This window comes from Staphylococcus sp. URHA0057 (genome assembly GCF_000620265.1).
Lineage (GTDB): Bacteria > Bacillota > Bacilli > Staphylococcales > Staphylococcaceae > Staphylococcus > Staphylococcus pasteuri.
This window is the reverse complement of sequence record NZ_KK211096.1, coordinates 37,619-61,098: the sequence shown is the minus strand read 5'-3', so window position 1 is coordinate 61,098 and position 23,480 is coordinate 37,619. Positions and strand designations below refer to the sequence as shown.

The window sequence follows — 23,480 nt, the reverse complement described above, 5'->3', positions numbered from 1 at the left end:
TCTGCATCTGAGTCTGAATCCGCATCACTGTCTGCGTCAGCATCTGCATCTGCATCGCTATCTTCTTTGTAGAATCCGCTATCTAAAGTCATATCATCATGACCATCAATAGTTACTGTTACAGAACCACCATTTGAATCTTTGGCACCGTCACCAACATTAACTTGTGTAGGTGTATAACCTTCAGGAGTTTCAAATGTAACTGTGTATGTTTCTCCATCATATAAATTATCAAATTCATAATGACCATTTTCGTCTGTTCTTACAGATTTAGTTGTACCATCTGGATATTCTAATGTAACTAAAACACCTGGGATTGGTTTTTCATTTGAATCTGTACCTTGTACGCCATCTTTATCTGTATCTTCCCATACATAGTCACCGATTTTGTATAATTTTTCTGGTGCTACAGTACCATCTCCGTCACCAGCATCATTTGAAGCAGTTATATTATTTGTGTAACCTACATAAGCAATATTTCCAGATGAATCAGTAGTTTCCATTCTTACACCTTGTTGAATGGCAAGTGAATTATCAGCACCAGGTGCATATTTACTAATCACTTTAATAATATAAGGTGAATCTATATCGCCGAAATTAATATTTGCCATATTACTGCCATAATTTTTATCAATAGTTAATTGATCTGTTACATCTTCATACTGACTGTAGTCATATATTCTATTACTTTGTGGTAATTCTTGGTTAGGTCCTACTTTATACACTTTAATATCAGTATCATTGTTTATAATGGTACTTCCACCACCATAATAGAAATCTCCTTCATCATAAAAGCCTTGACTTCTAACTAATACTTTAGTGTTATGTGCATTTTTTCTAAGTGGATTGACATAAATTGTTTGTTCTACTTCATTTTTATCTTCATCTAAATGACTAAACATAGATTCAATATTAGAATCTTTAAGTACTCTAGGTTCCTGATATTCTACATAAACATTTTTATTTGTTGTTTTGCCAGCTGTTCCAAAAGTTAAATTAACATTTTCTTCATTAGGAACTTCTTTTTTATCAATATAAGAACTTAAATATAATCTAGCAGTTACATTTTCATATTTATCAACATAATCAGTAAATGTATAAGTAGTTTCCTTATTGTTTTCATCATAACTTCCTGTAGCAATAATTTCTCCTGAAGAATCAGTTATGTTAATTGGTGTTAAATTATTTGATATATCATCTGGTGTAGTATGCGGATCATATTGAATAGTCATTGTATCGCCAGATTTAACTTTGTTATCTATTTTGAATTGAGATTGATATTCAATTGCTTCACCTTCATGAGCATGTATCACACCATCTGACTCATTAACTTCTTTGATTGATTGATTAACAACTGTAATTAAATCATTTACATTTGTACCTTGTTCTGCAGCTAATTTTCTTACAGCAAATTTCTTCACTGGTTTAGCAGTAGATTCAGAGGCACGAGCAGTTGCATAAGCTGTTGTAGCTTCTTTTTTATTTGAATAATCTTTTGCTAATGCACTTAATAATGTATTTTCATCAAGATTATTATAATCTAAATCTAAGTCTTCAACTTGTGCTTTAGCATCTTCTTTGCTTGTGTTATTAGTATCAGCAATATAATTAGTTAAAGCATCTTGTTTATCTTGTGTTGTCGTAGCATTTTGAACATCGTTAACTACAGTATCAACGTCTTGTGAATTATTTGTTTTTTGTGAATTCTGAGATTGAGTTTTTAATTGAGGTGTTTCTTCTGAAGTAGTTTCTTTTGAATCAGTTTGAGTTGATTCAGGAGTTTGTTCTGTAGTAGTCTCAGCTTTTGGTACTTCTTCAATTGATTGTTCTTTAGTAGTGTTTGCTTTTGAACCTTCTGTTGTTGTTTGTTCTTCTGTTGTTTCTGCTTTTGAAGCCTCTTTTGTTGGTTCTTCTTTAGAAGCATCTGCTTTTGGTGCTTCTTTTGTTGATTCTTCTTTAGAAGCATCTGCTTTTGAAACTTCTGTTATTGTTTGTTCTTCAGTTGTTTCTGCTTTTGGTGCCTCTTTTGTTGATTCTTCTTTAGCAGTGTTTGCTTTTGAGTCTTCTTGTGTTGATGACTCTTCAATATTATTTGTGTTCGAATCTTCTTGAGTAGTTTGTTCTTCTGTTGCATTATTGTCGTTTGTTACATCAGTCTGTTCAGGAATATCACTATTGTTTTTAGTTTGTTCACTTGTTTGAACATTGCCTTTTTGCTTAACAGCATCATCTTGTGAAGATGTATCTTCACTTGCTTGTGTTGACGTCTCTTCTGTATTATTTTCCGCTGCTTTAGCTTCTTGATTTCCAAGACCGAATAATAGAGTTGCCCCTACTAATATTGATGCAGTCCCTACTGTAAATCTTCTGATAGAATATTTGTTCAATTTGTTAGGTAAAAAATCCATTCTTTTTTTCATATATTTCCTCCTAGTTACTTCTTAATAACTGTATGTAACAACCACTTAAAAATTAGTAGCTGTCACTTTAAATAATAATATAAACAATCAAGTTTTACAACATTTAATATCCACAAAATACTATAACAAATAATTAAATTAAATAATGTAAGGACAAAATTTCTCTTTTAAAACAGAAAATTCCATACCATTTATTGTTTTTACATAAAAGTAAATATTTAAAAAGTATAAAAAAATAATCCTCTTTATCTTAAATGTTACTTTTATTTAGAAATGACATAAATATATGGGTAACCGATCTGCCTTATATTTATCTTTTCTAAATATAACATTCAAAAGGATTATCTAGATTTATATAGTTGTTATTTGAGATATTTAATTATTTTATACTCTTTAATCAATTGACAAAATACTTCACATAATTTCTTTTACCAATTAACCTCAATTGTTTGCATTTAAAATTATATAACCTTTTTAAATGTTAGTCAACGTTAAATATTAAGTTAAACTTAATATTTTTACACTTTATTAAAACATTTTTGTATTTCATTAAAAATTCAAAAAGATATTCATTTTAAAATTAAAATAAGTTGTATTACAATTATTTTTTATCGCTCATCTTAATAATAGTAAATATAGAAAATGCTACTAATTACCTACCTATGGTAACTAGTAGCACTTTTTAAATGCGTTTCTTATTTATCTTCTTTTTTACGGCGTCTACCGAATAAGAATAATGAGCCTAAGCCAGCAAATAAAGATCCGAATAACGTCGCATTATTTGAATTTGATTGATCACCAGTTTCTGGTAATGCTTTATCATCTGAATGATCTTTGTCTGAACCTGAGTCCGCATCACTATCTGCGTCGGAATCTGAATCGCTGTCTGCGTCGGAGTCTGAGTCTGAATCACTGTCTGCATCAGAATCGGAATCCGCATCACTATCCGCGTCGGAATCGGAGTCTGAGTCCGCATCACTATCTGCATCTGAGTCGGAGTCCGCATCGCTATCTGCGTCGGAATCGGAATCTGCGTCGCTATCTGCATCCGAGTCTGAGTCCGCATCGCTATCCGCATCTGAGTCGGAGTCCGCATCGCTGTCTGCGTCGGAATCGGAGTCTGCATCACTGTCTGCGTCGGAGTCTGAATCGGCATCGCTGTCGGAATCTGAATCTGAGTCTGCATCGCTATCTGCATCGGAATCTGAATCTGCGTCGCTATCTGCATCGGAGTCTGAATCAGCATCACTGTCTGCATCAGAATCTGAATCTGCGTCGCTATCTGCATCAGAATCTGAATCGGCATCGCTATCTGAGTCACTGTCTGCGTCTGAATCTGAGTCCGCATCACTGTCTGCATCGGAATCTGAATCCGCGTCGCTATCTGCATCAGAATCTGAGTCTGCATCGGAGTCTGAGTCCGCATCACTATCTGCGTCTGAGTCTGAATCTGCATCGCTGTCGGCATCTGAGTCTGAGTCCGCATCACTGTCTGCGTCGGAATCGGAATCCGCATCGCTATCTGAATCGGAATCTGAATCTGCGTCACTGTCGGCGTCTGAGTCTGAGTCCGCATCGCTGTCTGAATCTGAATCGGAGTCTGCGTCACTATCTGCGTCGCTGTCCGCATCTGAATCGGAATCCGCATCACTGTCTGCGTCGGAATCTGAGTCCGCATCGCTATCTGAATCTGAATCTGAATCCGCGTCGCTATCTGCATCAGAATCTGAGTCTGCATCGCTGTCAGCGTCTGAATCGGAATAAGCATCGCTATCTGCGTCGCTGTCAGCGTCTGAATCGGAATAAGCATCGCTATCTGCGTCTGAGTCTGAGTCCGCGTCGCTATCCGCATCTGAATCGGAATCCGCATCACTGTCTGCATCGGAGTCGGAGTCCACGTCACTGTCTGCATCGGAGTCGGAGTCCGCGTCACTGTCTGCATCGCTATCTGAGTCTGAGTCGTCATCATAGTAACCATTATCTATAGTCATATCATCATGATCAGTAATAGTTACATGGACATCTTCACCATCAGCGTCTTTATCGTCTTCACCAGAATTAGTAGTTGTTTGAGTAAGTCCTTCAGGTTTATCAAAATGAACAATATAATCTCCACTATCTAAATCATCAAAACGATATTTACCATTTTCATCTGTAGTTGTTGTTTTAAGTACATTACCGTCTTTATCTTTTAATGTTACAGTTACGCCTGGAATACCTTTTTCTGTATCATCTTGTTTACCATCTTTATTTGTATCTTCCCATACATAGTCGCCTAGTGAATATTTTTTGGCATCTCCAGTTGCAGTAGAAGAACCTGCTACAGCAGCATATGAATTTGACCATCCATAAGATTTTTCATTTGTTTCTAATTTATAATCAATTTTACCATTAGTGTCTGTAGAACTATCTTGAGGGTAAGCTACTTGTTGAATAATATATTGCTTATTACTACTTTTAGCTCCATTTAATAAGTCAATCGTCGCAGTTTGATTATTATTACTATAATTTATTTTAAAATTACTAGTTACATCTTTAAGGTTTGCAGTATTAGGTGCAAAACTATCAACAAACTGATTTTGATTAGTTACTTCATAAATTTTGAAATTATTTTTACTAGGATCAAACTTAAATCCAGTTAAATTAGTTGTGAATTTCTCAGTAGTAAATGTACTTTTAGGTTGGTTAATATATGCAGTCATATGACGTGCTAATGTATCATTTTCTATATAATTAGTACTAGAAATAATCGGAACATTTTTATTACCATAGTCTACAATTACATTTTTTGAATATGAGTCACTTCCTAATGTCACTTGCATAGGATAAGATGTTTTATCTGTAGTTGCACTTTCTTTTTTGGCAAAAGCAACTTTTTCAAAACTACCTTTAATATTATTATATTGATCTACATAGTTAGTAAACGTATACGTTGTCGAATTAGACGCGCTATCATAAACTCCCTTAGCAACTAATCTTCCATTTTCATCATATAAATTTTGTTCTGTAGTAGGTAAAGTCACTGAACCTGGACGGATATATTGACCGTATTTAAAGGTCATTTGATCGCCTTCATGTACATCATCATCTATTGTGTAATCAGCTTTTACTTTTAATACATCACTTGATGTTGCCCAAAATTCTTTATTGCCTGTTTGAGTATTTGTATGACCTTTATCAATAGCTATATCAATATTAGAAAAATGTACTTTATTATTTACATTCGTACCTTGTTTTGCAGCAGCTAATTTTCTTACAGCTAAACGACTTACAGTTTTTGGTGTAGAAGTTATAGAGCGTTCAGTAGCATAAGTTGTTTCTGATTCTTTCTTATTTGAATAATCTTTAGCTAATGCATTTAATAATGTATTTTTATCAATATTATTAAAGTCTAAATCTAAGTTTTCAACTTGTGCTTTAGCATTTGCTTTACTTGTGTTATTTGCATCAGCAATATAATTAGTTAAAGCATCTTGTTTATCTTGTGTTGTTGTAGCATTTTGAACATCGTTAACTACAGTGTCAACGTCTTGTGAATTATTTGTTTTTTGTGAATTTTGAGATTGAGTTTTTGTTTGAGATGTTTCTTCTGAAGTAGTTTCTTTTGAATCAGTTTGATTTGATTCTGGGGTCTGTTCTGTAGTAGTCTCAGCTTTTGGCGCTTCTTGTGTTGGTTGTTCTTTAGTAGTGTTTGATTGTGTGTCTTCTGTTGTTGATTCTTCTTTAGTTGTTTCTGCTTTTGGTGCCTCTTTTGTCGGTTCTTCTTTAATAGCATCTGCTTTTGTGTCTTCTGTCGTTGATTCCTCTTTAGTTGTTTCTACTTTTGGTCTTTCTGTTGTTGATTCTTCTTTAATGTTTGCTTGTGTTGTAGATTCTTTAGCAGCATCTTCTTTTGTTACTTGTTCTTCAGAAGAATTTGCTTTTGAATCTTCTTGTGTAGATTGTTCTTCTGTTACGTTATTTTCTTTAGTTAGATCTGTTTGTTCAGGACGATCATTGTTATTTGTAGTTTGTTCGTTTGTTTGAACAACATCTTTTTGTTTCACAGCATCATCTTGTGAGGACGTATCTTCACTTGTTTGTGCTGACGACTCTTCAGTAGTATTTTCAGCTGCTTTAGCTTCTTGGTTTCCAACACCAAATACTAATGTAGCTCCTACTAATATTGATGCGGTTCCTACTGTGAATTTTCTGATAGAATATTTGTTCAATTTGTTAGGTAAAAAATCTAGTCTTTTTTTTCATATTTTCCTCCTAGCTACTTTTAAAAATTATATGTAACAACCATATATTTATACATATCGTTGTCATCTCAAATATAATATAAACAATATTGTTTTGAAACGCTTATTTATTTTTGTATATAAACAAATATATTCGTTATGTTTAATTGTTCTTATTTTTATTTACTAAAATTTAAAAACACTTCAAATTTTAGTAAACTTAATTTACAAAATAATTACAAAAAAATTATCCTCTCAATTGTTCAATGTCTAGTTAGAGTTAGTGATTACAAGTTCAATCGTTTCTCTCTAAAAAATTGGACACAAAATTTAACAATTAAAAGGATTATCGTTATATGTATACTATATGCTTAATTACAATTGTACTTTTAATATTTAATTGTAGCGTTTCATTAGATATTGCAAGCCAAGAAATGACTTCCAATGATTTAACAACATTATTGTATAATCTTTTTAAAAGAATATCAATCATAAAAATGCCATAAAATTAAATAACTTAATTCTAAAAATGTATAGAATTTACAAACAAATTACTTTTTAAACATAATAAAACTCAAACAATAATGATAGAGTTCTGAATAATTTAAACCCTTATCAAATATTTGTTTGAGTTAAGTTAGTAATTTATATAATTGTTTATTTCAAATGATCATATGGGCTATTATTAGCGAATGAAACAATTTGGTCGACAAATAATCTTGCACGTAATTGAAATTCGTCATCTTCTAAGTATAAAGTACCATCATCCAATTTAGCATAATCGCTATCATGTGTAGCAATTTGTGTTGGAACTGCTATTCCTAATAAGCTTCTAACGATAATCCGTAATTGTGAAAGTGGTTCTGAGCTTACTATTCCTCCACTATTACCAATTAGACCAACAGGTTTCATTTTAAAATAATCCATATTTAAATGATCTAATGCATTTTTTAAAATACCTGAAAATGAGCCATGATAATTAGGTGTTCCTAGTATAAAGAAATCTGATTCCATAGCTTTGCTTTGTAACATATCTACATTTTGTTTAATTTCATCAGTTGCTTGTGTTGTACCTGCAAAGTCCAATTGATGGATTGGATTTTTAGCTAAATCAAAAATTTCCAATTCGACATCATGTTCTTCAAATTGTCCTTGTAAATATTGGGCTAAGGCACTTGTATGAGACCCCAATTGTGCACTTCCTATTATTGCTATTCCTTTCATTCTCTTGTTAACTCCTTTTTAGCTATATTATTGATTGTCATTAATCAGTTTCATAATTGCTTTTCCTACACCACTATTTTCATTAGTGTCAGTTGTATACTTTGCGATAGCTTTTACTTCTGGTGCTGCATTGTCCATAGCAACAGGATATCCCACTCGTTCTAACATAGAAACGTCGTTTAAGTTATCGCCAATTGCCATTACGTTTTCCATTTTGACTCCTAATCGTTCAGCAATTGTTTCTAATGCAATACCTTTTTGTGCATCTGAATGAGTAATTTCTAAATTTCCTCTTGAAGAAGATGAAATAGCAAGGTTTGGTGATGCCGCAAGTTCTTGTCCAATACGGTCCATCTTTTCTAAATCTGGATTAAAAGCTAATACTTTCATGATTAATTCACCTGGAATATCCTCTATATCATCATAACTTTCGACGACTTTTAAAGTTCCATTATCAATACGTTTTTGAATTCCTGCTTTTATCTTTTCAACATCTGCTTGTTGACCAGCACGTTCAGCAATATCTATATAAATATCTAAGTCTTTTTGAGGATTTTCAGTATAAATACCTCTATTAGTGTAAATTTGGTAGTATATACCTTCATCTTTTAATTTTGAAGTCACTTTATTAACTAATTCATGATTGAGATGAGAGGTACTCATAATATTAAATGTTTCATCGCGACCTTCCGCCCCGTTCAAACAAATATACGGTACTTTCAAGTCTGTATCAGCTACTGGTGTATTTGCTTCATAAAAAGCTCTACCAGTTGCGATGACTACAGTAATACCTTGTTCTTGAGCATATCGAATTGCTTGTTGATTCTCTGGAGAAATTTCATGTGCTGCATTTAATAACGTACCATCCATATCTGTTGCTATTAACTTAATCATTCGTTAACCTCGTTCCATTCTATTATTTATTATCTAGATAATTTATTTACATTCAAACACTTGCTTTACTATTCTATTTTAACAAATTCTCTTGTATCTATTGAATAGCCCGTTTGTCTGATTTTTTCTTTTCTCTTAAATTTTTAAAAAATTTTCTCAGTAGGTTACCACACTCTGCTTCTAACAATCCGCTTTCTACTTGTGCTCTGTGATTAAAATTCGGTTGGTTCAATAAATTCATTAAACTACCCGAACAACCACCTTTAGGATCTGCAGCACCATATTTAATAGAAGGAATGCGACTCATTACTATAGTACCCGCACACATAACACATGGCTCAAGTGTTACAAATAAAGTACAATCTTCAAGACGCCAACTTCCTAAAACTTCAGCGGCACGCTCAATGGCTAAATGTTCAGCGTGTGCAGTGGGTTGTTGCATAGTTTCTCTTAGATTATGTGCACGAGCTATAATTTGATGATTTTTAACTATAACAGCACCGATAGGCACTTCACCTAACTGTTCAGCTTTTTGGGCTTCTTCTATTGCAATTTTCATATAATATTCATCAGTTTCCATTCGTGTCCAGACACCTCACTTGTGTTACAATACTCACTGTCTATCTTAACATTTGGAGAAGTGAATATGAATAAACCATTTATCGCAATTGAAGGTCCAATAGGTGTTGGTAAATCTTCCCTTGCACACAAATTAAGTCAATCATTAGATTTCTATGAAGAAAAAGAAATTGTTGATGAAAATCCTTTTTTATCAGATTTTTATGAAGATATTTCAAAATGGAGTTTCCAAACTGAAATGTTCTTTTTATGTAATAGGTATAAACAATTTCAAGATATCAACTTTAAACATAAAGGTATTGTTAGTGACGCACATATTTATAAAAATAAAATTTTTGCGAAAAATACACTACAACCTGATGAATTTAATAAATTCACACGTATATATGACATACTTACCGAAGATTTATCGATGCCTGATACTGTTATTTTTTTAGATGCAGAATTAGAAACTCTTAAGGCAAGAATAGCTAAACGTAATCGTAGCTTTGAACATCAAATTGAAGATGATTACTTATTAGCTTTAAAACATGATTATCATAATTTTTATAAGTCTTTACAAAATACAAACGTAAAAACATTATTCATTGATACGACTAAACTAGACTTTGTTAATAATGAAGATGATTACCAAGGTATTTTAAAACAAGTAAAATCAATGATTGGAGATATATAAAATGAATTCGTTTAACATACCACAAGATGCTATTATTACAATTGCAGGTACAGTTGGAGTAGGTAAATCAACACTCACTCAAGCTTTGGCAGATAAATTAAATTTTAAAACTTCATTTGAGAACGTAGAACACAATCCTTACTTGGATAAATTCTATAATGACTTTGAGCGCTGGAGTTTTCATCTACAAATTTATTTTTTAGCAGAACGTTTTAAAGGACAAAAACGAATGTTTGAATATGGAGGCGGTTTTGTACAAGACCGTTCAATATATGAAGATGTTGATATATTTGCGAAAATGCATGAAGAACAAGGTACAATGAGTGAAGCTGATTTTCAAACATACTCTGAACTATTTAACGTTATGGTTATGACACCTTATTTTCCAAAGCCTGATGTGCTTATTTATTTGGAATGTAACTATGATGAAGTCATAGAGAGAATTAAAGAACGTGGTCGTGATATTGAAATTAATACTGACCCTGAATACTGGCAAAAACTATTTAAACGTTATGATAATTGGATCAATAGTTTTAACGCTTGTCCTGTTGTCCGCGTTAACATTAACGACTATGATGTGCATAATGACCCAGATTCATTAAACCCTATTATTGAAAAAATAGCTCATGTTATTAAAACATATAGAGAAACTGACCCTAGATAAAAAAAGGATTATAAAATTTAACGCCAATATAGATATCTTTTTGATAAAGACGTCTATATTGGCGCTTTTTAATTATTTTTGTGAAAATTGATCAATGACATTTTTAACTTCTTTAGCACTTTCTACTATAACATCTGCCTCATGGAGTTCTTCTTCTTTAGCAATACCTGTTAAAACACCAATACTTAATCCTAGGTGGGCATTTATCGCAGTCTTCATATCATTTGCTGTATCGCCGACGATAGCAACTTGTTCAGGTTTAACATTATAAGCGGCAAATAATGGATCCAATACTTTAGGATTAGGCTTTTCTTCAGCATGTGTTTCTGTAGAAATAACTAAGTCAAATAAACTAGTAGATTGTGTTGCTTCTAAAAATTGAGTTGCTCCTTTATTTGTATCACTTGTAACGATTCCTATTTTATAACCTTTTTCTCGTAATTCTACAATTGTGTCATACACGCCTTCAATCCAATTATTTTCTGGTTCCCTTGAATCTACTAATTCTTGACTTGTATTTCTTGCCCATTCAGAAGTATCTTGTCCAGTAATATTATCAAATGATTTAATCATTTCGCCTAATGAACCCGAACCCATAACTGAATCAGGTACAATTTTGTCATCCATTATACCAAGTTGTCGATGTGCAACTTCTTTATCATGTACAGGAAATGTATCTAGTAATTTATCGACAAGACGTATACCAATCTTTTCCCAACTTTTATCAAATTCTATTAATGTGCCATCTTTATCGAATAGTATCCATTCCATTGATATCTCTACACTCCATGTTTATATTTTCTTTCAACATATACCATTGTAGTACAACCTTACTTAAAAAAATAGAAAAGTCACTTATATACAACACATGCGTATATATACTTTTTTCTACTTCATATGAATTTAAAGAATATAAAAATTTATATTACTTTCTCACATGTAAAAAAGCTAGAAACCTTTAAATTATAAGGCTTCTAGCTCATACTCTATATATTTTAATATCTTGGAACTACAAATCTCCAACCATGGCGATCTTCAAGTGTTCCGTTTTGAATACCAGTATATTCATTATATAGTTTTTGAGTAACTTCACCTGGTTCATTATTATTAATCACGATTTCACGGTCTTCATAACGTAAAGTACCAACTGGTGAGATAACTGCTGCTGTACCTGTACCGAATACTTCAGTTAATTCACCTTTATCATATGATTCAAATAACTCATCAATTGATACACGACGTTCTTCTACTTCATATCCTAAATCTTGAGCTAATTCAATAATTGATTTACGTGTAATACCTGGTAAAATACTACCATTTAATGCTGGTGTAACAACTTTACCATTTTCAACGAAGAAGATATTCATACTTCCTACTTCTTCTACATATTTTTGTTCAACACCATCTAACCAAAGCACTTGGTCATAACCTAATTTATTAGCGTTCGTTTGTGCTAATAGACTTGCTGCATAGTTACCTGCTACTTTAGCAAAACCAACTCCGCCTCTTACTGCACGAACATATTCATCTTCAACGTAAATTTTAGTTGATTTTAATGTATCTCCACCATAATAAGCGCCTGAAGGTGATAAAATAATTAATAATTTATAAGCTTGTGACGCTCTTACTCCTAAGATACCTTCTGTCGCAAATACAAATGGACGAATGTATAATGATTGACCTTCTCCTTCAGGAATCCAATCACGTTCTACATCTACTAATTGTTTTAAACCTTCCAATAATACATCTTCATCTACTTCAGGCATTTCTAAACGAGCTAAAGAATTGTTAATACGTTTAAAGTTTTGGTCTGGACGGAATAAAACTACTTCTCCATTATATTTATATGCTTTTAATCCTTCGAAAACAGCTTGCCCATAATGTAAACCTTGAGCTGCTGGTGAAATTTCAAAAGGTGCGTATGGTACTATTTTCAAATCATGCCAACCTTTATCAGCATCATAATCATAACTCAACATATAATCTGTAAAGTATTGACCAAATCCTAAGTTAGAACTATCTGGTTTTTCTTTTAATGTTTCTCTTTTTTCAAAATTGACTTGTTCTGTCATGATAACGGCCTCCTAATATTGCTACCAATATAAATATGTATACTAGATTATAGCAATCGAAATAATACTATTCAATAAGTTTTCCGAAAATTCAAAATAAATACTTATGTATACAATATATCTTAAGTTAAACACTATCATCTACATCTTACAAGTTATCTTACTGATTAAGCATAAAAAACACTCCTTCTAATGTAAAAATAATTAGAAGGAGTAAAAATAGTATTTATATCGTTATATATATTGAACGGGTTATTTTGTAGCTTTTTCTTTCTTTTCAATAGCTTCTAACATTAATTTAGTCATGCTTTCTAAATCATATTTAGGATCGAATCCCCATTCACCACGTGAACAACTCGTATCAATGCTATCAGGCCAACTCTTAGCGATATTCTCTCTGACAGGATCTACATCATAGTCTAATGTGAAATCTGGATAATATTGTTGAATGGCTTCTTTAACCATTTCTGGATCAATACTCATCGCACTTAAGTTATAGCCATTTCTAGTTTCTAATTTTGCTCCATCCGCTTCCATTAACTGAATAATAGCATCGATTGCATCATCCATATACATCATATCCATGAATGTACCTTTATCAATATAGCTTGTGTAATGATTTTCTCTCACTGCTTTGAAATAGATTTCAACAGCATAATCTGTAGTACCGCCACCTGGTTCTTTAACATGTGAAATTAAGCCAGGAAATCTCACGCTACGTGTATCTACGCCAAATTTTGTGAAGTAATATTGGCATAACAATTCACCAGCAACTTTATTAACACCATACATAGTTGTAGGTTGTTGAATGGTTACTTGTGGTGTATTAACTTTAGGTGTTGAATCACCAAATGCACCAATAGAACTTGGTGTGAAGAAATGTAAGTCATATGTTCGTGCTGCTTCTAGAGCATTCATTAATCCACCCATATTTAAATCCCAAGCGAACATTGGGTTCTTCTCAGCAGTTGCTGATAATAAAGCAGCCATATGCATTAATGTATCTGCTCCAAAATTCTCAACTAATTCAAACATTTTATCTCGATCAGTCACGTCTAAAATTTCAAATGGACCATCTTGAACTGGAGAATCCGCTTCTGGTTCTCTAATATCTGTTGCAAGTACATTATCTGTACCATAAATTTTTCTACATTTTACAACTAATTCAGTACCTATTTGGCCTAAAGCGCCTGTAATCATAATTTTCTTCATTATAAAATCTCCCCTTGTGTTTATAGAAAATTCATTGTCTTTCTTGTATGTACAAACATTCTATTTACATCTATATTGTAATATAAAAGCGCTTTCTTGTATATATAGTGAGTACAAAGTTAATATTTTAAAATAATTTGAATAACATTACTTTTATTTTTGAGTACTTCCAGTATTCATTTATTAAACACACAAAAATGGTCAATATAAAAATAAGTGACGATGTTTTTATATTAACATCATCACTATCTATCAATTACTTCATTAAAAATGATTTAAATGTCTGCGGTTTATCATTTACTAGCATTTCAAAATCATTAGACTGTTGATCTAAAAGTCCTCTTGCTCCAGCTTCATACATTGATGCTAATAAATCACCAAATCCTTTTGGTTCATCATACATTTTAGCAAATGTCTCTAAAGAAACCGGATCATATTCAATTTTAGTTCCCGATACTTCCGAAAGTATATTTGCAAGTTCGTACATATCATAACTGTATCCGGATAATAAGTAGCGTTTCCCCCATGAATTGGGATTATTTAATATAGCGATAATTCCTCTTGCAATATCATGTCTTGAAATATAATTAATTCGACCATCACCCACCGGATAAATCAATTTATGCATATTCATCAATTCTGGAAGATAGGGTTTTAAAGGATCCATATACATTGCCATTCTAACGTACGTAAAATCAATACCACTTGTAGCTAATAACCGTTCTGCATATCCAAAGTATGGACTCATATGAAATGGATTGTCGTGTTGATCTGCATAATATCCAATATATATAATATGTTTTACGCTGCTTTCTTTAGCTGCATCAACAAGATTCTCTACTTCTGGAATACGTTTTATAGATGGGTGTATAATACTTGGGATAAAAATAACTGTATCAATATCATGAAAAGCACTAACCATACTTTCTTTATTGAAATAATCTAAGTGTCTTACTGTAACATGTTCTTTCCAATCTGTTGGTACCTTATCTAAATTTCTTACACCTATATAAAATTCTTTCATTTTATGTTCTATGGCTTGATTAGTAATATGTGTGCCCAAATTACCTGTTGCACCTGTTAACATGACCTTCATTTTATTCATCTCCCTTTTCCAATATATTTTAATATATTCGATGTTTCTTTATCATAAATAAACACTTAGTAAATTAACTATTGTCAATTCACTAAGTGTCCATTGCTAAATATATATCATTTTATGCTTCCATTAACTTATCGACATTGCGCATAATTCTTGCTTTTTTATAACCATGAAGATCATGTAACTCTTTATACGCACTAAATAATTTTTTATAACGTTTTACTTTTTCTGGATCAGGTGTCACTTCATATAATATAGGTTCTTTCATTGATTCAATTGCTTCATTTAAACTTTGGTGAGCACCACCACAAACAGAACCAAGAATTGCTGCACCAATTGCTGGAGCATATTCACTATCAATAATAGTTACTTTTTTATTAAGCACGTTTGCATAGATATCCATCATTAAAGGATTTTTCTTAGGTATTCCGCCGCAAGCAAATACATCTTCGACATCCATATTCCAACTTTGATATTGTTGCATAATCATTTTAGTACCAAATGCAGTAGCTTCTAAATATGCACGATATAATTCTTCATGTGTTGTTTGTAGTGACATACCGAATACGCATCCTTTAAGATTACTATCACTTAATACACTTCGGTTACCATTATGCCAATCTAAAACGACAAGACCACTTTCACCTGGCATTTGATCTTTTACTTTTTCATTCAATAATTCAAAAATTGAAATACCTCTTTCATTTGCTTCATCTACGTACTCTTTTGGTGATTGTTTAGCAATATATTCAAATAAATCACCGACTGCAGATTGCCCCGCTTCATAAGCATATAATTCAGGAATAATAGCTCCTTTAACAGAACCAGAGATACCTGGTACTTGATGTTGCTGTTCATTTATCATTAAATGACATGTACTCGTTCCTATAACCATAGTCATTTGTTTGTCTTGTTGTGAACCAATTCCTAATAGACTTGAATGTGCATCTATAATAAATGGACTTACTTTAGTCTGTGTAGAAAGACCAAGTTTTTCGGCCATTTCTTCTGATAATTGTCCTACTGTTTCGCCAATTTTAACTATTGGTGCATCCACTTTATCACGAACAACATCTGATAATTGATCACTCACTTTATCAAATAAATCATAATGGAATCCTTCATTTTCTTCCCAGAATGATTTAAATCCTAATCCACAGTTCGAACGAACATTTTCACCTGTTAACTTATTAACAATCCAGTCGCCAGCTTCCATTATATTAGCTGTTTTATCTAACACTTCTGGTGCTTTGTTCATAACTTCCATAATTTTTGGAATCATCCACTCACTACTTACATTAAATCCGTAATAACCTAACCATCTACTCTTATTATCTAAAGCAGTTTGGAATAATTGGTCCGCTTCAGCTTGAGCACCATGATGTTTCCATAACTTAACGTATGCATGTGGATTATTTTCAAAACCAGGTAAATTATGAATAGGTTCTAAATTTTCGTCAGTAAACATAACTGTTGATGAAGTAAAATCTATTCCTATTCCTACTATTTCTTCTGGTTTCACACCTGAAGATTGAATTAAATAAGGTACGCCTTCTTCTAAAACTTCCATATAATCGTTACCATTTTGAAGTGAAAAACTATGTGGCAATTTTACCCCATTTAAATCTTTTTCGATTGTGCCATGTGTATATGGCTTTATATATTTATCTATAATTTTTCCATTTGTAGTATCAACTAAAAAAGCTCTACCTGAGCCTGTTCCATAATCTACTCCAATACTATAACTCATTACTAATACCCCCATACTTTGTCTGCATCTCTGTTTAAGTAAGCGTTTTCTTTAGATGATACGCACAAATGAACAATAAATCAATAAAAAAACATAAAAAAGCATCAAAACAAACATTTTTGTGCAAAAACCATTGACACAAATGACTGTAAGCGTTTACCATTATTTACATAAATAAAAATGAACAGAAATTAAAGGGAGATGAACAGAAATGAGCATTGAATCAAAAGCATATCGTCTTATTCAACCAGGCGAATTTGAATATACAACAATAAATCATGAGTTTAGAGATGGTGATGTTATTGTTAATCCAGAAAAAGCAAGTGTCTGTCACGCTGACTTAAGATATTACACAGGTAATAGACGTAAAGAAGCACTAGATAAAAAATTACCAATGGCATTATTCCACGAAGGTATCGGTACTATTGAAGATTCTAAACATCCTGATTATCAAAAAGGAGATAAAGTAGTTATCGTTCCTAATATTCCTTCTCGTTTAAGAGCTGGTGATTTTGAAGAAACAGATTTACTTGATAACTATGATGAAAATGCCGTATTTATGGGTAGCGGTTATGATGGTATTTGCCAAGATAGAATGGTAGTACCTGGTGACAACATCGTTAAAATTCCAGATACATTAGATGAAGATGTTGCGTTATTAGCTGAACTTTGTTCAGTATCATTATTCCCAATCAATCAATTAAAAGAAATCACAACTAAATCTTCTCCACAAGTAGCTGTATTTGGTGACGGACCAGTTGGATATTTAGCTGCAACAGCTTTACATTATATTTATGGTATTGAACAAGAAAACTTAATTGTCTTCGGTGCTATTGAAGAAAAATTAAAATCATTTGAAAACTTTGCAACTACACATCTAGTTAATGATTATGATTTCAATAGTCATAAAGGTGTTCATACCGTATTTGAATGTTGCGGTGGAAAATTCTCTGAATCTGCTATTAACCAAGCAATTGACTTAATCGATAGACAAGGTCAAATCGTGTTAATGGGTGTAACAGAAGATTTAGTAGGTATTAATACACGTGACGTATTAGAAAAAGGTTTAACACTTTCAGGTAGTTCAAGAAGTACTAAACATGAATTCGAACAATTAATTGCTTCATTCGAAAATAAAGACTATCAACAAGCACTTAAAAAATTAATCCCTGATGATTACTATGATATCCATAGTACAGAGGATTTGAAAAAAGCAATGGATGATACTGCTGCTCACAAAGGTTGGAAAAAAACTTATTTAAGATATCACTGGTCATAAACCATTGTATCTAAGGGGAGATAACAAATGATGAATAAGACAACATTTTTAGGTATGCCCAAACAAATTGTTTGGGGTTACATAGGGATTTTAATATTTATGATGGGAGACGGCCTAGAAATTGGTTGGTTAAGTCCTTATTTACAACATAATGGTTTCAGCTCTAATGAAGTGAGTTGGCTATTTGGTTGTTATGGTATCACAGTCGCAATTGCAAGTTGGTTTAGTGGCGTATTTGCTGAAGCATTCGGTGGTAAACGTACAATGTTTATCGGCTTGATTTTATACATTATAGGAACTATTTGTTTCGTTGGTATTGCATTACCATCTGAAAACTTAGCAATTATGTATCCAGCTTATGCACTACGCGGTTTAGGTTATCCATTATTTGCATATTCATTCTTAGTATGGATTTCATACCGTTCAGAACAACGCACATTGGGTGCAGCTGTTGGTTGGTTCTGGCTAGTATTTACTGGTGGACTAAACGTATTAGGTGCGTTTTATTCTATCTATGCGATTAAATACTTAGGTCATATTGGAACATTATGGAGTTCATTATTCTGGGTAATTTTAGGTGGCTTTTTAGCTATTGTCTTAAATAGAGATAAATTACCTACAGATAAAAGTAATGCTAAAGCTAAATTAAAAGAAATGATGAAAGGTTTCACTATTGTAGTTGAAGAACCAAAAGTATTATTAGGTGGTATTGTTCGTGTTATTAACACTACTGCACAATTTGCATTCCCTATTTTCTTACCTTTATATCTAGAATCATACGGAATACCAACTTCAAAATGGTTAGCTGTTTGGTCTGCTATCTTCTTCGGTAATATCGTATTCAACCTTATTTGGGGTATTATTGGAGATAAAATTGGTTGGCGTAATACTGTAATGATCTTTGGTGGTATCGGTAGTGGTGTTTCTTGTCTATTAATGGGTTATGTCCCAATATGGTCACACGGTAACATTATTTTATTAACAATTGTTGGCGTTGCTTGGGGAATCTTTATTGCAGCTTATGTACCATTAACTGCATTAATTCCTTCACTTGTTAAAAAAGATAAAGGCGCAACACTTTCAATCTTAAACTTAGGTGCTGGTTTACCAGTATTCATAGGACCAATGATAGTTAGAATTTTCTTAGAGCCACTTGGAGATTTAGGTGTAATTTGGATTTTAGGAATTATATACTTTATTAGTACAATCCTAACATTCTTCATTAAAATGCCGAAGAGTCAACAATATGGTGAAACGGAATAACGTTAAATAATTTATAGGCTGTAGACTGAATATATGATGATCATTTCATTGTCATACTTTCATCTACAGCCTTTATTATGTATTTGATATACTATAATTAAAATCGACTTAATCTTATCATTTTTATTATCAAAATTACTGAATGGAGACGTTTTATATGTTACCTGCTGAAAGAGAACAAAAAATCATTGCTTATTTAACTAAATATAAAACTGCTACTGTTCATACATTAGCAACAGAATTTAACGTACACGATGCAACGATTCGTCGTGACTTAGTAAAACTTGAACAATACAACCAAATCAGACGTACCCATGGTGGTGTCGTACTAAATAATGAAAATGTTTATAGTGAATTAAATTTCGATGATAGACAAACTTCTTACTATTATGAAAAATTAGGTATAGGATACAAAGCTGCTGAATTTGTAGATGATGGAGATACATTAATTATTGATTCAGGTTCTACCACTCTATTATTTGCAAAAGCTATTTTACAAAAGCAAAATTTAACTATTATCACTAATGACATTCATATTGCTTCTATTCTTCATTCTTCTAACCATAAAGTGATTGTCACTGGTGGTACACTTTATCATAATAATTATGTATTAAATGGATTAATTACTACTCAAACCTTGCAATCATTTAATTCTATGAAAGCATTTTTAGCTACACCTGCTATGGATGCATTAAAAGGCGTGACGCACTACAGCGAAGAATTCGTAGATGCTAAACGCCAAATGGTTTATCAGTCTAAAGAGGTTTACATGTTAACAGATAGTTCAAAGTTAAATAAAGTAGCATTTTATCAAGTTTGTCCAACTAACAAAATTACTACGTTGATTACTGATAATCATGAAGATTTACAAGAATACAAAAAAGTAATTCCTAATGTGATCGCCATTAATCCAAGTGATTATCAATAAAGCAAAAATTTTACTATCGCATACAAAAATAAAGAAGTGAGGTAGAAATTGTACATTTTCCACCTCACTTTATTTTTATTGTTGAGCTTTTTTATAAAAATAATTGGCAACTACAATGTCTACAATTGCTAAGCCCACTGATTTAAATAAAGTGATTTCGTTATCATTCATACGTCCTTGTTTATTCCCAGCAACAATGTCACCAAGTTCTGCATAAAGTGATTCTTGAGATAATATGCCTTCTTGTTCAGGAATTTTTAAATCTCCTGTTTCTTCCATTGCAGCTTCTGTAGATTCAACAATAATTTTATCTGCTACTTTCATTGATTCAGAAGGTAATTCTTGCATATCTGGTTTAAAAGAACCTACCGCATTGAGATGTACACCCGCTTCTAAAGTTCGACTAAACACAGGATGTGAAGAATTAGTAGCTGTCACAACAATATCTGCACCTTCTATTGCTTCATCAGCATTTTCAAATACTTTTACGTTAACATCATATGTTGTTTGTGACTGTTTTGCTAAACGCTCAGCTTTTTCCGTCGTTCTACTTGCAAAATGAATAGTATCAATATCTCTAACAGCTAAAACAGCTTCAATTAATCCTTCTGCTTGTTCTCCTGCACCAATTACACATAAAGTACGTGCATCTTCCCTAGCTAAATATTTTGTTGCTACACCAGAAATTGCACCTGTTCTGATTTTAGTTAAATAGCCTCCATCTAGGACTGATAACGTTTCACCTGTCTCATAATCACTCAAAATTACTGATCCACTGATAGTTGATTTACCTTTTTCAGGATTTTTAGGTGCAAATGTAACTGTTTTTAATCCCACAATTTTTAAGACATCAGATAACGCAGGCATAACTAAATATCTATTTTCATCATTAAAAGGAATTGAATATCGTAATGGTGTTTCAGTCTTACCTTCTGAAAAAGCTTTCAAGGATTCTCCTACTTCATCTATTACTTCACGCATATTTAATAATTGTTGTTGATCTTTTTCATTTAAATATAGCATTCCTTTTCCTCCATAAAATTTAATTATTCATTTATATACCTAATACCCGATATTTTATAAAAAAATGTTGGCAAATTAAAGTTTATATTGTTCTCAAACTGTATTCATGCTATTCTTAAAAACATAAATAAAGAGACAGTTGGACATTATTGTGTCTTAACTATCTCTGCGATTTTGTTTAACTAAACAAAACTATTTAATTTAACTTTTGACGACATTCATTCTCCTACACTGGAGAATGATTTTTTTTGGCTTTTTTTAGTTATTAATAGGTATATGATATCTTTTAACTGGTAATCCATTCTTTTTGATATATGGTTCTATTTCGTATCCTCCATATGATTTTATAACTTTTTGTGATGCAAAATTTTTAGGATTACACGTCATTAGCACATTTTTTATTTGATACGTTTTTAAAATATCTATCGCTTTTCCTAACATAACAGTCGCATAGCCTTTACCACGTTGTGATTTTGCTACACCATACCCTACATGACCGCCAATACGAGTTAATTGTTCGTTAAGTTCATATCTAATGTTAACCGCTCCTACAATTTTTCCATTTTTAAAATAAAAAAATGTACTGGTTTCAACCCAATCTTCCCTAGGTTTAGGTTGATTAATATAATCCACCATGTCTTTGAAACTAGTATACTTCTTTAAATCTGTATTACCAGGTACAATCTTCTCATTATGTTCGTACCACTCATTAATATATTGTAGGAATAATTGTTCATCTTTATAATCAAGTTGGCGTAGTTCATCTACAACATCCATAATGTTCACCTCAAGATATTAAAAAAGCACTCACAGTTAATGAGTGCTTTATTTATTATTCTTATATTAAATAATGTTAAGTTCTTTTCCTACTTTTTCGTAAGCAGCTAAAGCTTTATCCAACATTTCTTTAGTATGTGCTGCTGTAGGCATATTTCTTACTCTACCCGTACCTTTTGGCACTGTAGGGAATACGATTGACTTAACATATATACCTTCTTCTTTTAATCGTTTACTGAATGCTTGCGTATCTTTTTCATCACCAATAATAACTGGTGTAATTGGTGTTTCTGATTCACCTGTATCAAATCCTAGTTTTGCTAAACCATCTTTAAGATATTGAGCATTTTCCCATAATTGATCATGCAATTCAGTTGAAGCCATTAATTTTTTAACTGCTTCTGTAATAGCTTTTGTATCTCCAGGCGCTAATGATGTAGAGAATAAGAATGGACGAGATTGTGCTTTTAACCAGTCAATTAATTCTTTAGTTCCTGCAACATAACCTCCAACAACACCAATTGCTTTAGATAATGTACCAATTTGGAAATCAATTTTATCTTGTAAGCCAAAGTGTTTAACCGTACCAGCACCTTTACCCATTACACCAGAGCCATGTGCATCATCTACATAAGTTAATAAACCAAATTCTTCAGCTATTTTAACAATTTCAGGCAGTTTAGCAACATCGCCATCCATACTAAACACACCATCAGTGATATACATTACTTTATTATACTGACCTGATTCTACAGCTTCTTTAGCTTTTGCTCTTAAATCATCCATATCTGAATGATTCACACGAATAATTTTCGCTTTAGATAAACGACAACCATCAATAATTGAAGCGTGGTTCAATTCATCAGACAGAATAGCGTCATTTTTATTCATTACAGCTGAAATCGCAGCCATATTGCAATTAAATCCAGATTGGTATGCAATTGCAGCTTCTGTACCTTTAAATTTAGCTAATGTTTCTTCTAATTCATCATGTAAATCTAACGTACCGTTAATAGAACGTACAGCACCAGCACCAACACCATGTGTATCAATCGCAGCTTTAGCAGCTTCTTTTAAATCTTCATTTGTTGCTAATCCTAAATAGTTATTTGAACTTAAATTGACATAAGTTTTACCTTCAATTTTAATTTCTGGACCATTAGCACCTTCAATTGAATCTATTTCATTGTATAAACCATTTTCTTTCAAATAATTAATGTTTTCATCTAAAAAATCATGTAGTGATTGAACCACAACGATATCCCCCTTGTTTCTCTATTTGTCTTTATAATACATCAATTTAGCCTTTCATGAAAGCCCTATCACTCGTGGTAATTTTAAAAAATAAATATTCATTTTCAACTATTTTGTAACATTAGATAGTGATATACTAA

18 protein-coding genes are annotated in these 23,480 nt (G+C 32.2%); 5 read left to right on the top strand and 13 right to left on the bottom strand.

Translation table 11 applies throughout. The annotated features are described in order from the left end of the window. The 5 genes from N524_RS12880 to tadA form a co-directional block, all read right to left on the bottom strand. A partial coding sequence (locus tag N524_RS12880; protein WP_155979885.1) for a fibrinogen-binding adhesin SdrG C-terminal domain-containing protein occupies positions 1 to 2,420 on the bottom strand: 2,420 nt, incomplete at its 3' end. 695 nt (positions 2,421 to 3,115) lie between these two features. Next, positions 3,116 to 6,631, bottom strand: coding sequence for a YSIRK signal domain/LPXTG anchor domain surface protein (locus N524_RS0109715; RefSeq protein WP_029056363.1), 3,516 nt, complete (start codon positions 6,629 to 6,631; stop codon positions 3,116 to 3,118). 669 nt (positions 6,632 to 7,300) lie between these two features. Then, positions 7,301 to 7,867 (bottom strand): NADPH-dependent FMN reductase, encoded by a 567-nt coding sequence (locus N524_RS0109710; RefSeq protein WP_029056362.1) that lies wholly within the window; start codon positions 7,865 to 7,867, stop codon positions 7,301 to 7,303. Between the two features lie 27 nt (positions 7,868 to 7,894). Further along, entirely contained in the window at positions 7,895 to 8,761 is an 867-nt protein-coding gene (locus N524_RS0109705) for a Cof-type HAD-IIB family hydrolase (RefSeq protein ID WP_029056361.1), read from the bottom strand. 97 nt (positions 8,762 to 8,858) lie between these two features. Then, complete coding sequence (tadA, locus tag N524_RS0109700) at positions 8,859 to 9,341, bottom strand: tRNA adenosine(34) deaminase TadA (protein ID WP_017637556.1); 483 nt, start codon at positions 9,339 to 9,341, stop codon at positions 8,859 to 8,861. A gap of 66 nt (positions 9,342 to 9,407) precedes the next feature. Here tadA and N524_RS0109695 point away from each other — a divergent pair, with 66 nt between their 5' ends. Together N524_RS0109695 and N524_RS0109690 are read left to right on the top strand one after the other, a co-directional pair. Then, positions 9,408 to 10,016 (top strand): deoxynucleoside kinase, encoded by a 609-nt coding sequence (locus N524_RS0109695; RefSeq protein ID WP_029056360.1) that lies wholly within the window; start codon positions 9,408 to 9,410, stop codon positions 10,014 to 10,016. Position 10,017: 1 nt separating this feature from the next. Next, entirely contained in the window at positions 10,018 to 10,680 is a 663-nt protein-coding gene (locus N524_RS0109690; RefSeq protein ID WP_029056359.1) for a deoxynucleoside kinase, read from the top strand. 72 nt (positions 10,681 to 10,752) lie between these two features. On the opposite strand, the gene N524_RS0109685 is transcribed toward N524_RS0109690, so the two are convergent. From N524_RS0109685 to N524_RS0109665, 5 genes are all read right to left on the bottom strand, one after another. Beyond that, complete coding sequence (locus tag N524_RS0109685) at positions 10,753 to 11,451, bottom strand: HAD family hydrolase (protein ID WP_029056358.1); 699 nt, start codon at positions 11,449 to 11,451, stop codon at positions 10,753 to 10,755. Between the two features lie 224 nt (positions 11,452 to 11,675). Beyond that, a complete protein-coding gene (locus N524_RS0109680; protein WP_017637552.1) occupies positions 11,676 to 12,752 on the bottom strand; it encodes a branched-chain amino acid aminotransferase in 1,077 nt (358 codons plus the stop codon). A gap of 252 nt (positions 12,753 to 13,004) precedes the next feature. Continuing rightward, on the bottom strand, positions 13,005 to 13,964 hold the full coding sequence (locus tag N524_RS0109675; protein WP_017637551.1) for an NAD-dependent epimerase/dehydratase family protein: 960 nt from the start codon (positions 13,962 to 13,964) through the stop codon (positions 13,005 to 13,007). A gap of 256 nt (positions 13,965 to 14,220) precedes the next feature. Further along, positions 14,221 to 15,060 carry an SDR family oxidoreductase gene (locus N524_RS0109670; RefSeq protein ID WP_029056357.1) on the bottom strand — a complete coding sequence of 280 codons (840 nt, stop codon included), beginning with the start codon at positions 15,058 to 15,060 and terminating at the stop codon, positions 14,221 to 14,223. Positions 15,061 to 15,181: 121 nt separating this feature from the next. Continuing rightward, entirely contained in the window at positions 15,182 to 16,816 is a 1,635-nt protein-coding gene (locus N524_RS0109665; RefSeq protein ID WP_029056356.1) for a ribulokinase, read from the bottom strand. 211 nt (positions 16,817 to 17,027) lie between these two features. On the opposite strand from N524_RS0109665, the gene N524_RS0109660 reads away from it, so the two are divergent. From N524_RS0109660 to N524_RS0109650, 3 genes are all read left to right on the top strand, one after another. Next, positions 17,028 to 18,095 (top strand): zinc-binding dehydrogenase, encoded by a 1,068-nt coding sequence (locus tag N524_RS0109660; protein ID WP_029056355.1) that lies wholly within the window; start codon positions 17,028 to 17,030, stop codon positions 18,093 to 18,095. Between the two features lie 27 nt (positions 18,096 to 18,122). Continuing rightward, positions 18,123 to 19,358, top strand: a complete 1,236-nt coding sequence (locus N524_RS0109655; RefSeq protein ID WP_017637547.1) for an MFS transporter — start codon at positions 18,123 to 18,125, stop codon at positions 19,356 to 19,358. Positions 19,359 to 19,515: 157 nt separating this feature from the next. Next, positions 19,516 to 20,286 carry a DeoR/GlpR family DNA-binding transcription regulator gene (locus N524_RS0109650; RefSeq protein WP_029056354.1) on the top strand — a complete coding sequence of 257 codons (771 nt, stop codon included), beginning with the start codon at positions 19,516 to 19,518 and terminating at the stop codon, positions 20,284 to 20,286. Between the two features lie 75 nt (positions 20,287 to 20,361). Here N524_RS0109650 and N524_RS0109645 read toward each other — a convergent pair whose 3' ends face one another. The 3 genes from N524_RS0109645 to N524_RS0109635 form a co-directional block, all read right to left on the bottom strand. After that, entirely contained in the window at positions 20,362 to 21,309 is a 948-nt protein-coding gene (locus N524_RS0109645; RefSeq protein WP_029056353.1) for an ornithine cyclodeaminase family protein, read from the bottom strand. Positions 21,310 to 21,567: 258 nt separating this feature from the next. Further along, positions 21,568 to 22,086: a GNAT family N-acetyltransferase gene (locus N524_RS0109640; RefSeq protein ID WP_029056352.1), complete on the bottom strand. Its 519-nt coding sequence runs from the start codon at positions 22,084 to 22,086 to the stop codon at positions 21,568 to 21,570. 66 nt (positions 22,087 to 22,152) lie between these two features. After that, positions 22,153 to 23,340 (bottom strand): glycine C-acetyltransferase, encoded by a 1,188-nt coding sequence (locus N524_RS0109635; protein WP_017637543.1) that lies wholly within the window; start codon positions 23,338 to 23,340, stop codon positions 22,153 to 22,155. Positions 23,341 to 23,480: the final 140 nt, after the last annotated feature.

What these genes read in the sequence shown, in the direction of transcription:
- N524_RS0109690 (WP_029056359.1), top strand. Translation starts at nt 10,018, where the DNA reads ATGAATTCGTTTAACATACCACAAGATGCTATTATTACAATTGCAGGT.
- N524_RS0109685 (WP_029056358.1), bottom strand. Translation starts at nt 11,451, where the DNA reads ATGGAATGGATACTATTCGATAAAGATGGCACATTAATAGAATTTGAT.
- N524_RS0109705 (WP_029056361.1), bottom strand. Translation starts at nt 8,761, where the DNA reads ATGATTAAGTTAATAGCAACAGATATGGATGGTACGTTATTAAATGCA.
- N524_RS0109670 (WP_029056357.1), bottom strand. Translation starts at nt 15,060, where the DNA reads ATGAAGGTCATGTTAACAGGTGCAACAGGTAATTTGGGCACACATATT.
- N524_RS0109665 (WP_029056356.1), bottom strand. Translation starts at nt 16,816, where the DNA reads ATGAGTTATAGTATTGGAGTAGATTATGGAACAGGCTCAGGTAGAGCT.
- tadA (WP_017637556.1), bottom strand. Translation starts at nt 9,341, where the DNA reads ATGGAAACTGATGAATATTATATGAAAATTGCAATAGAAGAAGCCCAA.
- N524_RS0109675 (WP_017637551.1), bottom strand. Translation starts at nt 13,964, where the DNA reads ATGAAGAAAATTATGATTACAGGCGCTTTAGGCCAAATAGGTACTGAA.
- N524_RS0109650 (WP_029056354.1), top strand. Translation starts at nt 19,516, where the DNA reads ATGTTACCTGCTGAAAGAGAACAAAAAATCATTGCTTATTTAACTAAA.
- N524_RS0109710 (WP_029056362.1), bottom strand. Translation starts at nt 7,867, where the DNA reads ATGAAAGGAATAGCAATAATAGGAAGTGCACAATTGGGGTCTCATACA.
- N524_RS0109645 (WP_029056353.1), bottom strand. Translation starts at nt 21,309, where the DNA reads ATGCTATATTTAAATGAAAAAGATCAACAACAATTATTAAATATGCGT.
- N524_RS0109655 (WP_017637547.1), top strand. Translation starts at nt 18,123, where the DNA reads ATGATGAATAAGACAACATTTTTAGGTATGCCCAAACAAATTGTTTGG.
- N524_RS0109680 (WP_017637552.1), bottom strand. Translation starts at nt 12,752, where the DNA reads ATGACAGAACAAGTCAATTTTGAAAAAAGAGAAACATTAAAAGAAAAA.
- N524_RS0109695 (WP_029056360.1), top strand. Translation starts at nt 9,408, where the DNA reads ATGAATAAACCATTTATCGCAATTGAAGGTCCAATAGGTGTTGGTAAA.
- N524_RS0109640 (WP_029056352.1), bottom strand. Translation starts at nt 22,086, where the DNA reads ATGGATGTTGTAGATGAACTACGCCAACTTGATTATAAAGATGAACAA.
- N524_RS0109660 (WP_029056355.1), top strand. Translation starts at nt 17,028, where the DNA reads ATGAGCATTGAATCAAAAGCATATCGTCTTATTCAACCAGGCGAATTT.